The 11,390-nt window shown below is 54.4% G+C and carries 12 protein-coding genes and 1 pseudogene; 10 read left to right on the top strand and 3 right to left on the bottom strand.

Annotation, left to right across the window (positions count from 1 at the left end; all coding sequences use genetic code 11):
• The 7 genes and pseudogenes from QSJ95_RS16835 to kce all read left to right on the top strand — a co-directional run.
• Window positions 1-146 (top strand): annotated as a pseudogene (locus tag QSJ95_RS16835) (p-hydroxyphenylacetate 3-hydroxylase oxygenase component); the annotation flags it as partial.
• A gap of 143 nt (window positions 147-289) precedes the next feature.
• Window positions 290-1,225: a p-hydroxyphenylacetate 3-hydroxylase reductase component gene (locus QSJ95_RS16830; RefSeq protein WP_285643914.1), complete on the top strand. Its 936-nt coding sequence runs from the start codon at window positions 290-292 to the stop codon at window positions 1,223-1,225.
• 229 nt (window positions 1,226-1,454) lie between these two features.
• Window positions 1,455-2,291, top strand: coding sequence for an ABC transporter substrate-binding protein (locus tag QSJ95_RS16825; RefSeq protein ID WP_352230818.1), 837 nt, complete (start codon window positions 1,455-1,457; stop codon window positions 2,289-2,291).
• 21 nt (window positions 2,292-2,312) lie between these two features.
• Window positions 2,313-3,302 carry a fumarylacetoacetate hydrolase family protein gene (locus tag QSJ95_RS16820; protein WP_285643913.1) on the top strand — a complete coding sequence of 330 codons (990 nt, stop codon included), beginning with the start codon at window positions 2,313-2,315 and terminating at the stop codon, window positions 3,300-3,302.
• Window positions 3,303-3,310: 8 nt separating this feature from the next.
• Window positions 3,311-3,772 carry a PaaI family thioesterase gene (locus QSJ95_RS16815; protein ID WP_285643912.1) on the top strand — a complete coding sequence of 154 codons (462 nt, stop codon included), beginning with the start codon at window positions 3,311-3,313 and terminating at the stop codon, window positions 3,770-3,772.
• Between the two features lie 49 nt (window positions 3,773-3,821).
• A complete protein-coding gene (locus tag QSJ95_RS16810) occupies window positions 3,822-4,361 on the top strand; it encodes a cupin domain-containing protein (protein WP_285643911.1) in 540 nt (179 codons plus the stop codon).
• Window positions 4,358-5,284: a 3,5-dioxohexanoate:acetyl-CoA acetone transferase gene (kce, locus tag QSJ95_RS16805; protein WP_285643910.1), complete on the top strand. Its 927-nt coding sequence runs from the start codon at window positions 4,358-4,360 to the stop codon at window positions 5,282-5,284. The genes QSJ95_RS16810 and kce overlap by 4 nt, the downstream gene beginning before the upstream one ends.
• A gap of 52 nt (window positions 5,285-5,336) precedes the next feature.
• Here the strand turns inward: kce and QSJ95_RS16800 are convergent, their stop codons facing one another.
• Window positions 5,337-5,942: a TetR/AcrR family transcriptional regulator gene (locus QSJ95_RS16800; protein WP_285643909.1), complete on the bottom strand. Its 606-nt coding sequence runs from the start codon at window positions 5,940-5,942 to the stop codon at window positions 5,337-5,339.
• Window positions 5,943-6,404: 462 nt separating this feature from the next.
• Here QSJ95_RS16800 and QSJ95_RS16795 point away from each other — a divergent pair, with 462 nt between their 5' ends.
• The 3 genes from QSJ95_RS16795 to QSJ95_RS16790 all read left to right on the top strand — a co-directional run bounded on the left by QSJ95_RS16795 (window position 6,405) and on the right by QSJ95_RS16790 (window position 8,703).
• Window positions 6,405-7,340, top strand: a complete 936-nt coding sequence (locus tag QSJ95_RS16795; RefSeq protein ID WP_285643908.1) for a VOC family protein — start codon at window positions 6,405-6,407, stop codon at window positions 7,338-7,340.
• Window positions 7,234-7,698: a Rieske (2Fe-2S) protein gene (locus QSJ95_RS32875; RefSeq protein WP_352230817.1), complete on the top strand. Its 465-nt coding sequence runs from the start codon at window positions 7,234-7,236 to the stop codon at window positions 7,696-7,698. Before QSJ95_RS16795 ends, QSJ95_RS32875 begins: the two co-directional genes overlap by 107 nt.
• A 102-nt stretch (window positions 7,699-7,800) precedes the next feature.
• Window positions 7,801-8,703, top strand: coding sequence for a SphA family protein (locus tag QSJ95_RS16790; protein WP_285643907.1), 903 nt, complete (start codon window positions 7,801-7,803; stop codon window positions 8,701-8,703).
• 336 nt (window positions 8,704-9,039) lie between these two features.
• On the opposite strand, the gene QSJ95_RS16785 is transcribed toward QSJ95_RS16790, so the two are convergent.
• Both QSJ95_RS16785 and QSJ95_RS16780 read right to left on the bottom strand, forming a co-directional pair.
• Window positions 9,040-9,210, bottom strand: a complete 171-nt coding sequence (locus QSJ95_RS16785) for a hypothetical protein (protein WP_285643906.1) — start codon at window positions 9,208-9,210, stop codon at window positions 9,040-9,042.
• A gap of 697 nt (window positions 9,211-9,907) precedes the next feature.
• The gene (locus QSJ95_RS16780) at window positions 9,908-11,365 is read right to left on the bottom strand and encodes an NAD-dependent succinate-semialdehyde dehydrogenase (protein WP_285643928.1); all 1,458 of its coding nucleotides are present in this window, start codon (window positions 11,363-11,365) and stop codon (window positions 9,908-9,910) included.
• Between the last annotated feature and the right edge of the window lie 25 nt (window positions 11,366-11,390).

Genomic DNA, 11,390 nt, shown 5'->3' with positions numbered 1-11,390 from the left:
CCGCCTGGTTCGAGAGCAACGAGATGCAGCGGCTGTTCCGCGACTCGCACATGACCGGCGCCCACGCCTACACCGACTACGACGTCTGCGCGCAGATCCTCGGCCGCGAGCTGATGGGCCTGGAGCCTGATCCGAGCATGGTCTGAGCCGTCTTCGAGTCGCTGGTTCCCCGCGTTCGCGGGGATGACGGACTCCCCCCGTCACTCCCGCGAACGCGGGAGCCCAGCGACTTCGCCCTTCTTCCCGCAGCCTTGTCCCGCCGGCCCCGCGCCGGCGCGGAGGAACCGCCATGAACCAGAACAATGAAGCGGGCCTGGACCCGCGTGCCTTCCGCCGTGCCCTGGGCAACTTCGCCACCGGCGTCACCGTGATGACCGCGGCCGCCGACGGCGAGCGCGTCGGCATGACCGCCAACAGCTTCAACTCGGTATCCCTCGACCCGCCGCTGGTGCTCTGGAGCATCGACAAGCGCGCCACCAGCCTGGCGCTGTTCGACAAGGCCAGCCACTACGCGGTGAACGTGCTGGCCGCCGACCAGATCGACCTGTCCAACCAGTTCGCCCGACCCAGCGCCGACAAGTTCGCCGGCGTGGCCTGCGAGCAGGGCGCCGGCGGCGCGCCGCTGCTGCCGGACTGCGCGGCGCGCTTCCAGTGCGAGCTGCAGCAGAAGCTCGACGGCGGCGACCACTGGATTCTCATCGGCCGCGTGCTGGCCTTCGACGACCTGGGCCGCGCGCCGCTGCTCTACCACCAGGGCGTGTACTCCAGCGTGCTGCCGCACCCGCGCCTGCACGAGGCCCAGGCCGGGGTGCCGCGCACCGCCTTCCAGGGCCGCCTGAACCACAACCTCTACTACCTGATGACCCAGGCGCTGCGCTGCTACCAGGCCGACTACCAGCCGCGGCAGCTGGCCAGCGGCCTGCGCACCAGCGAGGCGCGCATGCTGATGGTGATGGAGAAGGACGCCGCCCTGGACACCACGGCGCTGCAGCAACTGGTGGCGATGCCGCTGCGGGAGATCGAGGAGGCCCGCGCCAACCTCGAACGCAAGGGCCTGCTGCAGGTGGGCGAGGGCGGCTGCGCGCTGACCGCCGCCGGCATCGACCAGGCCGAGACGCTGTGGAGCATCACCGAGGAACAGCAGGCCAAGGTGTTCTCTCGATTTACCCCTGAGCAGATCAAAGACTTCAGAACGGTGTTGTGTGTTCTGATAGCCAGCGATTAATCAGAGCAATCTGCAAGCATTTGCCAAGGTGGAGACGGTGGCCCCCCACCTTTTGGCGTCCAGACGAAAGCTCATTTGCAATGCTTCGCTAGCGCCTCTCTATCTGAGGCGTTTTTCCCTGACCTATTGATTTATATAGGAATTCCAATGAGTCAGGTTGGATCATACTCGTTTGACAATACGATACGTACAGTATTATATTGTGCCAAGGTGAAACGAGAGTAAAAAAATGCCCCCTCACAAACTCCGAGTAATGTGGTTCGTACCTCCTGCTATCGCGATCGCCGCATCCTGGCAGGAAAGCGAAAATTTATCGTTTGAGGCGAGTCGGACTCAGTCCTCAGACGAGCAGTTTGCTGCGCTCTCGGACGGCAGTGTAGATGCTGTCGTGACCTCGATGGACAATGTCTTCCACTGGAATCATCGGTCAGGCCCCAAAGACTTCGTCATAGTGGCTCAAGTAGAGACCACGACGCCACTATCCATCGTCGCTTCTCCGCGCGTTAAAAGCGTCAGTGATCTAGGCGGCGCAAAGATCCTAGTTGACGCCCCCGAGAATGGATTTGTCATTGCTCTCAGAGCATTGTTGAATCAAGCAGGTTTGAATCTGCCTGACTACACACTAACCCCGGTGGGTGGGGTCAAAGAGCGCTACTTGGCCTTGGTGAGGGGGGAGGGTGATGCCACTCTTCTTGGCCCCCCATTTGACGCTCTTGCTATCAAGGAGGGGATGCATAAGGTCGCTGAAGTGCAAGAGTTTTACCCAGAGTTCCCTGGGCAGGGTCTAGTCGTCAGAAAGTCATCGTTGTCCTCAAATCCAGGTATAGCGCTGTGGCTGAATGTTCTTTCAGAGACTCTCGCTCAGCTTCCTGAGAGTCTAGATAGGCTCAGGAATAGTCTTTCAAACGAAGGACTGCCCGATGCGGCTGTCAGCGCGATGGTCCAGTCTGTCCCAGCATCGCTTACTCCAGATAAGCGTGGTGTAAATCTGCTAATTGAACATCGACGGTTACTTGGTCTTATCGGTTCGGATGCTACGTACGATCAAGTTGTATATTTTGGTTGATAATTTGAGTTTGGAGTGAGCATGAAAAAATTCGCATTGGGTACTTTCTCTATTCGAGGTGTAACTTCTGAGAAGTTCGCGGGCCTGGTTGTGGACCGGAAGGTTGCTCCGATTTCTAGGCTGGCAGAAGAGTACGGTTTTCCGCAGCTTGGTGGGAAAAACGTGCTTGCGCTTCTCGAGTCGTGGCCCAACTCCTTCCAGTCTCTGAAGACATTAGTGGAGAAGGTTGACACTACCGATTGGTGTGATGAGAGCCATTTGAAGTTCCATCCTGCAGTAGACCTTCCTCGGCAAGTGTTCTGTACCGGGGCTAATTATAGAAAGCATGTTGTCGATATGACGGTCGATGCTAATGTCGGCCCTGAAGGGCTCAGTAAAGAAGAACTTAAGAAGTGGGCAGAAGAAATGATGGACAGTCGTGTCGCAAACGGCGAACCTTATGTATTTACTAAGCCTGTTTCCGCTGTCTCCGGTCCTTATGATGACCTGATTCTACCCCCTACAACTGAAAAGCCTGACTGGGAGTTGGAGCTTGCGGTCGTAATAGGTAAAGAGGGATATAACATCCTCGAAGCCGATGCGATGGATTATGTTGCTGGATATACGATCGTAAATGACATCTCCGCCCGTGACCTGATTCCGCGAACTGATTACAAAATGCTCGGGACCGACTGGTTTCGCTCTAAAGGACAACCTGGTTTCCTACCTTTGGGGCCGTATGTTGTACCCAAATGCTTTATCGACAATCCTTACGATCTCTTGATGAGGCTCACTGTTTCCGGGGCAACGATGCAGGACGAGACTACTGCAGACATGCTCTTCGGAATTGAAAAGCAGATCGCATACATCTCCAAGTACGCCAAACTTTTGCCTGGCGACATTATCTGCACCGGCTCTCCGGCCGGCAATGGCACCCACTACAACCGTTATCTTATCGATGGTGATGTTATGTGGGGTGAGATTTCCGGGTTGGGATATCAGCGCCAGAAGTGCATCATCAAGGCGAATTGAGGCTGATAATGCAAGTTCTCAAGGATAATTCTGATCGCGCGCTACTCGAGAAAATCATTTTTGAGCAAAAATTTGATATTGCTCTCGAAACAACTGAGGGGCTGAAGGAGCTCGGTGCTCGATTAATCAATGGGGTTCCAGGTGAGTTAGAATTCAGTTTCTTGGTTCCACCAAAATCAACCCAGGGGAATGGCGTTGTTTCGGGTGGAACGCTGATGACGATGCTGGACTATGCAATGGCATATACAGTGCTTAGTAAGCTGCCGTTTGGAAAAACCTGCGCCACAACCAGTATTACGGTGAATATGCAGTCTCCGGCCGCTCCAAAGCTCCTTAAAGTTACGGGTAGAGTCGATCGAGTCGGTCGCCAAGTTGCATTCGCTAGGAGTGAGATTCATGACGTTGAGAAGAATTCCTTGATAGCTAATGCCTCTGCAACGTTCTTCGTCATGGATGTGAATCTGGGTTAAAAAATTTGAATAATTGGTGTGCGAAACGTCTCGTTTCTGTGGAGGGTAGATGAATAAGCCGGCAAACCTGGGTTATGCAGCAGCACGACGAATTGTCACCGGTCACAACGAACAAGGTGAGTCGATTATCGTAAGTGATGGTCATGCGTTGAATGTTATTGCCGAACCTGGAAAGCCTGTTGCGCAGGTACTCTGGGCTACTGGTGAGGGGCGTGCGGCTGGCGGAGAACCTGCGCCAGCCGGGCACAAGTTTGGCTTCCATTCCGAAGGTGGTTCGCTGCTGCGAATTGTGGACTTCCCGCCGGACGAGTCGTACGACAAAGAGAAACTCCTCGAGTTTCTCGACAAAGAAGGTGTGCGTGATAAAGCGCAACCTCGGCACTTCTGGTTCCACAAAACTGAGTCGCTGGATTACGCCGTAGTCCTCGAGGGTGAGATCTACGCGATGCTCGATCAAGGTGAGGCGTTGATGAAGGCAGGAGATGTTCTGATTCAGCGTGCTACCAACCATAGCTGGTCGAACAGGTCAGGCAAAAACTGTCGGATGCTCTTCGTCCTCCTGGCTCTTGACGAAGGAGAGAAGCTGTGAAAAAAGCGATCATTACCGCTGCTATCACCGGTGGTGCGCATACCCCCTCGATGTCTCCTTACTTGCCGGTGACTCCCGATGAGATTGCTGAGCAGGCGATTGAGGCGGTTCAGGCCGGTGCGGCCATTGTCCATCTGCACGCACGAAACCCAGAGGACGGTCGCCCCACTGGTAGCCCTGAGGTATTCCGCGAGTTTGTCGGCCGCATCAAGCGTGAAACTGATGCGATCGTGAACATCTCCACGGGAGGTGGTGGCCCGGGGATGCCAATCAATGAGCGCGCTGCCGCCGGTATCGATCTGCAGCCGGAAATGTGCTCGCTGAATATGGGATCTATCAACCTCAACCTGTCTGAGATGGCAAAAAAGGACAGGGAGTGGAAGTACGCCTGGGAGGTCCAGCACCTCGAGGCTACCAAGGATCTGGTGTTCAGAAACACCTATGCGGATATCGAGTGGATCCTGAAAACGATCGGCGGTACTGGGACTCGTTTTGAGTTCGAGTGCTACGACGTCAGTCATCTCTACACTCTGAAGTACTTCCTTGATCAGGGTTTGGTAAAGCCGCCGCTGTTCATTCAAACCATCTTTGGTTTACGCGGCGCTATCGGATCCCATATCGAGGATGTTTTACATCAGAAACGGACCGCAGATCGCCTGTTTGGTGATCAATACCACTGGTCTGTGCTGGGGGCAGGGAAAGATCAGATTCCGCTGTCGACCATCAGCGCAATCCTGGGCGGTAACGTGCGCGTAGGTTTGGGGGACAGCCTCTACATCGGCCGCGGCGAGCTCGCCATATCGAATGCTGAGCAGGTGCGCAAAATCCGCGAAATCCTTGGGGGGCTGGGCATTGAAATCGCTACTCCAGCAGAGGCGCGGGAAATCCTAGCTCTGAAAGGTAAAGGTAATACTGCGTTCTAAGTCTGAGGTTTGTCTACTTTTTTGCCGGCCTTATGGCCGGCTTTTTTGATGTTCAGTTGATGCCGAGCAGATGGTACACGTAGGCGATGTGCGATTCGGCAAAAGCTTCATCCAGTGGTGCGTGGCCCAGCATGAGGCGCATGTAGACCGCTCCGTAGATCACATCCATGAGAATCTCGATATTCGTGTCTGCAGCGATCTCTTCAGTCGCCTTCCACTCTTCGAGTACCTCTCGCACCACAGCCCGGCGGCCATAGTGGAAGCGCTCACGGAAGGCCCGCAAAATCGAAGGGTCCGATTGCCCTTCGGCAATGATCTGGGCAACTAGGCGGCCCGGCCAGCCTGAATACTGCTCGACCAGAGATTTGAAGTGGTAGGCCAGTGCTTCGCGCGGCCCAAGCTCGCGAGGGATGGTTGTCTTAACCAAATGGTTCTCCATGAAGGCGTCGATAACAATCAGTGCCTTGGAATCCCACCACCGATAGATCGTCGCCTTGCTCACTCCAGCTTCGCGCGCGATCGCCTCGATGGAAATGGCCTGGATGGACTTTTCCTGGAGCAGAGCGATGGTCGCGCTAAGGATTTGGCGGCGAGTTGCCTCGCTACGGGGGCGCCCGACCGATGTTTTTTCGTTCGATGCGGTCTTCTTAACCTGCATGCATTCCTCCTTTGGAGCTGGTTAAAACGCTCGCGCAGTCCGTTTTGGAGATGCTTACGAGACGAATCGACTAGTATATTGTCAGCGCTACGGTTTTGCTACCACAGTTCCGGGAATCTTGAGTTAGAAGCGACGGCCTGGCTGATGCTGGCTTTGCGTGGTTTAGTCTAGCAAATAGCTTTACAAAACGGTACGTGTCGTATAGATTGGTTTTCAACCATAAGGACCAAAATGAGGTTCCTTCAGCAGGCAGAGGAAGTTCCTGTCCGACAGTCTTGGATGGCTAGCTAAACCCATCGGGTAGGTGGTCACGACTGCGCAAGTCGAGGCCGGTTAGCGTTGGCAGAACATGATGGCAGGTGGTCGCAAGATCGCATGACTTTCATGCAAGAGTTGCTGGTTGGTCTCCGAAAGCCTTCCGGCTGGAATTGACGGTACGATAAAGAATAAAAAGGTGATCGAATGAACATTATTGGCCCGGATACGCTTGTCTTTGGTGTGGATGACGTTGCTCTCTGCGAGCAATTCCTGACTGACTATGGTCTGAACCCTGTCGGCAACGGTCGTTTCGAAGCCCTTGATGGCACCGGCGTTGAGCTGAAGCATCGCGGTGATCCTTCTCTGCCGGCCTGGGATCTCCCGACTGCCAACATGCTGCGCAAGACCATCTACGGCGTTAAGGACGCCTCGGTGCTTCAGCAAATCAAGCAAGAGTTTGAAGGTGAGCGCGAGGTCAAAATCCTGGCCGATGGTTCCCTGGAGCTCGTGGATGACCTTGGCTTCGCGCTGGGCTTCCAAGTCACTGTGCGCAAGCCCCTCGATCTGCCGGCCGAGGTTGTGAACGCGCCAGGCGATATCCGTCGCCCCGCAAACGTCACCGGCGTCCCATCTGATGTCGCTACGCCCATCGATGCGCGCCCGCGGTCGCTCTCTCACGTTGTGTTCTTTGTGCCCGATATCGAGAAGGCTGAGGCTTTCTACACCAATCGCCTCGGCTTCAAGCTGACTGACAAGTTCGTTGGCATGGGTCCCTTCCTGCGTCCTGCAGGTACCTTCGAACACCACACCCTGTTCTTCATCCAAACCCCGCCGCAGCTGCAAGGTTGTGAGCACTTTACCTTCCACATGGGGGGGCCGACCGAGGTCCTTAGCGCTGGCACTGCCATGGTCGAGAAAGGTTACGAGACCTTCTGGGGGCCTAGCCGACATCGCTTCGGCTCTAACTGGTTCTGGTACTTCAACACCCCGATGGGCTGCCACATCGAATACGACGCGGATATGGACCAGCACGATGACAACTGGGAGCCACGCATCGCTCCGGGCATCATGGATAACTCCCAGGTCTTCCTGTTCCATTGGCGCGAGCAGTGGGCACCGGGTGGTGAGCGTCCCCAATAGGGGAAAGCTGGGCCGAACCGTTATGGAGCGAATCTGCCATATCGATGATGTTCTGCCTGGAACTTCCAAAGGGTTCCGATATTCGCAGTTTGGTAAAGACGATATTTTTCTGGTCAATAAGTCTGGGGAGATATTTGGATATCGGAACTCTTGTCCTCACTGGCCTGGGTCAACGTTGCCTGTGAAAAAAGGGCAATACCTTGATGGAGAGTCAAGGTATATCGTCTGTCACGGGCATGGTGCATTATTTAAAATTGAAACAGGTGTTTGCATTCGCGGTCCATGTCTGGGGGGAAAGCTAATTGCATTGCCTATAGAAATAGATAAGGAAGGTAATATTTTTGTGGTAAACGCCTAGGATAGTTTCTTAGCCTTTGCATTATCCCAATAATTGGCTGGGTGGGGCTGTTCTTTGGGTATCTAAAGTTAGATTGGAACAAAAATAAAAAGGATCCTCTCTATGAAAATTACTGATGCTTTGCGAGTTGCTGTCTGTTCGATTGGTGTTCTATTGGCTTCGCGAGCCTACGCATTGGAGGGTGGTACTTCCAGCTACCCTTCAGGGACGCTCACTGTGATGAATGGTGCTGTGGGTGCTCCTGGTGAGACTCACTTCTACACATATAACAAACTTATCAGCATCGACTCACTTCGAAACAACGACGGTGATAAGTCCTTTCCTAAGGTCAAGGGAAAGATTCATGCACACGCTATCCGAGTTGTTCATACTCTGGATGGCCCTAAGCTCCTAGGCGGCGATGTTTCGCTACAGGCTGGACTGCCTTACGTATCGGGTCACATCAATATACCGGCTCTCGGTCCGTATGAGCGTGACTCGGTTAGTGGTATCTCCGATCCGATGTTTGGCTTCTTGGTTAGTTGGGTTTCAGCAACATACTTGCATAATATAGATATCGAGTGGATTGAGCCTTGGGGGAAGTACGACAAAAATTCTCTCATCAATTCGGGTAACAATGCTCGTGCTCTCTATATGGGATACTCTTTCACTTGGTTCCCAATGGAGCGCGTCGAGCTAAGTTCCAAGATTAGTCTGAACTACAGTTTCGAGAATAAGGATACGGACTATCAGTCTGGTGTTCAGTTGGTTGCTGACTATGGTCTGAACTACCGTGTAACGCAGAATTGGTTTGCAGGGGTGGGTGGATATATTTCAACCCAATTGAACGATGATCAGTCGCACGGTGATGATGTCGGCAATCGTAGTCGCAGTACAAAGATTGGTCCGCAGTTTGGATATGGTACTCGTGACTGGGGTTTTGTCGCTGGGTATCAGAATGATGTTTACGCTCGCAATACCTCGAAAGGCGATACTATTTTGCTCAACGCATTCATGAAGTACTGATCTGCTCCGCCATTACAGCGCCCAGCCAGCACGGTTGGGCGTTGTCTTTTGAGGAGATCTATCGGATTGCTTGAGCTATAGCGGTCGGTAGGCCAGATCTTCAGTTCTGACTATTTAATTCATTAAGCGTTCTGGTTGTGACTACTGAAATTGAGAATGGCATCGTGTCGAGCTATATTTATTAAGTTTACAGCTGCTAGTGCCATTTTATGATATGGGTGGGCTAGCGTAGTCGCGTTTTGGCTTTCTGCTTGCTTTGCGATCCGGAAAACTCAATAAGTATTCAGGCTGTCAGATGGGGCTTCGGAGCGATGGGCTCCGGAGCCGACGACGATTTTAATCTTCCATATTTCTGTGTTTTGCCGGTGTTAGTAACTTGCCAAAGTTGCGAACAAGGATCTGCTTCTCTCTTTCAGGCATATGAGCCTTATAGCTGTTGATCTTTCTCTCTATCGTGGTCGCGAGATAGATTTCGCTCTGCGCCGAGGAGCCAACGTTGGAAGTCATGTATCCGCTCCTCGGGAGTAATTAGAGCCGGCGTAGGCCAGGTTGTTGTGCATGAATGTAGCGTACCTGCTCAAGCCCTTGAGGTCTTCATGGTTATCGGGGGTTGCAGTCGCAGCCAAACTTCCCGTGCTCGTCTCGCTCAAATCCCGTGATCCTCCCCGCACGTGGCCGAAATCGGCCCCTTTCAGATGGGCTAAGATTCTGACTGACAGCGCATGTAGTGGAGTTAAGGTTTCCTTGTTCAATCGTCTGCGTATCTTCTTCTCCTATGCAGTCCGACGTTTCGACAGGAGTTTTGGATGTCTGGGTAAAACCAGTCTCTACGTGGCACCTAGATTTTTCTGAAATTTCTATGTAGTTTTTCTAGCTAGCTACATAGGTTTTTCAAGTCCGTTACAGAGATTTTGGCCGGTTCTACCTAGAGGTTGCTGGGCCTCTGTAAGGAGAGGTTCTGCTGGCTAAGAGCTCCTGGTAGGGCGAAGGCTCTGGCGGGTAGCTCTGCGGCATCAGATCAGCATCGGTGTTGCCCATGAGGTATGGGCGCCCTGATGTACTCGCTATGGGCGGTGTTGATAGGAGAAGGCGCGGCTGGGGAAATCTTGCAGGTGACGCCTGTGCTTCATTGCGAAGCAAGGGGGAATGCTGGGGGAGTACTCGACAGCCATTTCTGACTGCCGAGCACTAGCGACGCCTGCGGTTACTGACCAAGACCGCCAAGGGCGACGTACTTGATCTCCAGGTAGTCTTCTACACCGTACTTGGAGCCTTCGCGGCCCAGGCCGGAAGTTTTCACGCCCCCGAAGGGGGCAACCTCAGTAGAAATCATCCCTTCGTTCACACCGACCATGCCGAACTCGAGGCTATCGACGGCACGGAAGACCCTACCTACATCGCGAGCGTAGACATACGCAGCCAGGCCGAACGGAGTGTCATTTGCCATGGTGATCGCTTCCTCCTCGGATTCGAAGCGGAACAGCGGTGCGACCGGGCCGAAGGTTTCGTCGCTGAAAATCAAGGCTTCGTTCGGGACATTGGTGAGAACGGTCGGCTCGAAGTAGCTTCCACCCAGGGTGTGTCGCTTACCGCCAGTTGCTACCCGGGCGCCTTTCTCTACCGCGTCGGCAATGTGTTCTTCGACTTTCTTGACCGCCTCATCATTGATCAGTGGGCCAAGCACTACGCCTTCGTCCATGCCGTTGCCAACCTTCAGAGCCGCGGTGGCCTCTGCGAGTTTTTGTGCGAATGTGTCGTAGATTCCCGACTGAACTAGCATTCGGTTGGCCGCGACGCAGGCCTGTCCGGTGTTGCGGTACTTGGCTGCAATCGCGCCCTTCACAGCAGCATCCACATCGGCATCATCGAAGACAATGAACGGAGCGTTGCCGCCCAGTTCCATGCTGGTCTTCTTGATGGTCGGTGCACATTGAGCCAGCAGCTGGGCACCCACCTCAGTCGAGCCGGTGAAGGAGAGCTTGCGTACGGTCGGGTTGGACGTTAGCTCGCCGCCGATTGCTCGAGCCGAACCGGTCACAACGTTGCAGACGCCTGCAGGCAGACCAGCACGCTCCGCTAGTACTGCCAGTGCCAGCGCAGAGAGCGGAGTTTGGCTTGCGGGCTTGATCACGCCGGCGCAACCCACAGCCCAGCCCGGGCCCGCTTTGCGGGTGATCATTGCAGAGGGGAAGTTCCAAGGAGTGATAGCTGCGAACACCCCGATAGGCGCCTTCTGCACGAGGATCTGACGACCTTCCACGTTATGCGGAATGAGGTCGCCGTAAACGCGCTTTGCTTCCTCGGCGAACCACTCGATGAAACCTGCTGCGTAGATGATCTCGCCGCGCGACTCAACCAAGGGTTTACCCTGTTCGGCAGTCATGATCTTCGCCAGGTCGTCGATGTTTTCCAGCATCAGATCGAAGAGCTTACGCAGAACCTTGGAACGCTCCTTCGGCAGCGTTTTGCGCCAGCCTTTCATGGCGCGCTCGGCGGCAGCTACCGCACGCTGCGTCTCGCGCATACCACCATTGGGAACGCGGGCCACCAGTTCTCCGGTGGCCGGGTTGCGGACCTCAATAGTCTGGCCGTTGTCGGCTTGAACCCATTGGCCATCGATCAGTATGGCCTCACGGAGCAGATCAGGGTCTTTCAACTGCAGAGTATTTGTACTGGACATGGCTGAC

This window comes from Pseudomonas sp. NBRC 100443 (genome assembly GCF_030268185.1).
GTDB lineage: Bacteria > Pseudomonadota > Gammaproteobacteria > Pseudomonadales > Pseudomonadaceae > Pseudomonas > Pseudomonas citronellolis.
This window is presented reverse-complemented; position numbering and strand designations above follow the sequence as displayed.

Bases quoted from the DNA above. Each gene is read 5' to 3' on its own strand.
- QSJ95_RS16795 (WP_285643908.1), top strand. From the start codon at position 6,405: ATGAACATTATTGGCCCGGATACGCTTGTCTTTGGTGTGGATGACGTT.
- QSJ95_RS16810 (WP_285643911.1), top strand. From the start codon at position 3,822: ATGAATAAGCCGGCAAACCTGGGTTATGCAGCAGCACGACGAATTGTC.
- QSJ95_RS16820 (WP_285643913.1), top strand. From the start codon at position 2,313: ATGAAAAAATTCGCATTGGGTACTTTCTCTATTCGAGGTGTAACTTCT.
- QSJ95_RS16800 (WP_285643909.1), bottom strand. From the start codon at position 5,942: ATGCAGGTTAAGAAGACCGCATCGAACGAAAAAACATCGGTCGGGCGC.
- QSJ95_RS16815 (WP_285643912.1), top strand. From the start codon at position 3,311: ATGCAAGTTCTCAAGGATAATTCTGATCGCGCGCTACTCGAGAAAATC.
- QSJ95_RS16830 (WP_285643914.1), top strand. From the start codon at position 290: ATGAACCAGAACAATGAAGCGGGCCTGGACCCGCGTGCCTTCCGCCGT.
- QSJ95_RS32875 (WP_352230817.1), top strand. From the start codon at position 7,234: ATGACAACTGGGAGCCACGCATCGCTCCGGGCATCATGGATAACTCCC.
- QSJ95_RS16785 (WP_285643906.1), bottom strand. From the start codon at position 9,210: ATGACTTCCAACGTTGGCTCCTCGGCGCAGAGCGAAATCTATCTCGCG.
- QSJ95_RS16825 (WP_352230818.1), top strand. From the start codon at position 1,455: ATGCCCCCTCACAAACTCCGAGTAATGTGGTTCGTACCTCCTGCTATC.
- QSJ95_RS16790 (WP_285643907.1), top strand. From the start codon at position 7,801: ATGAAAATTACTGATGCTTTGCGAGTTGCTGTCTGTTCGATTGGTGTT.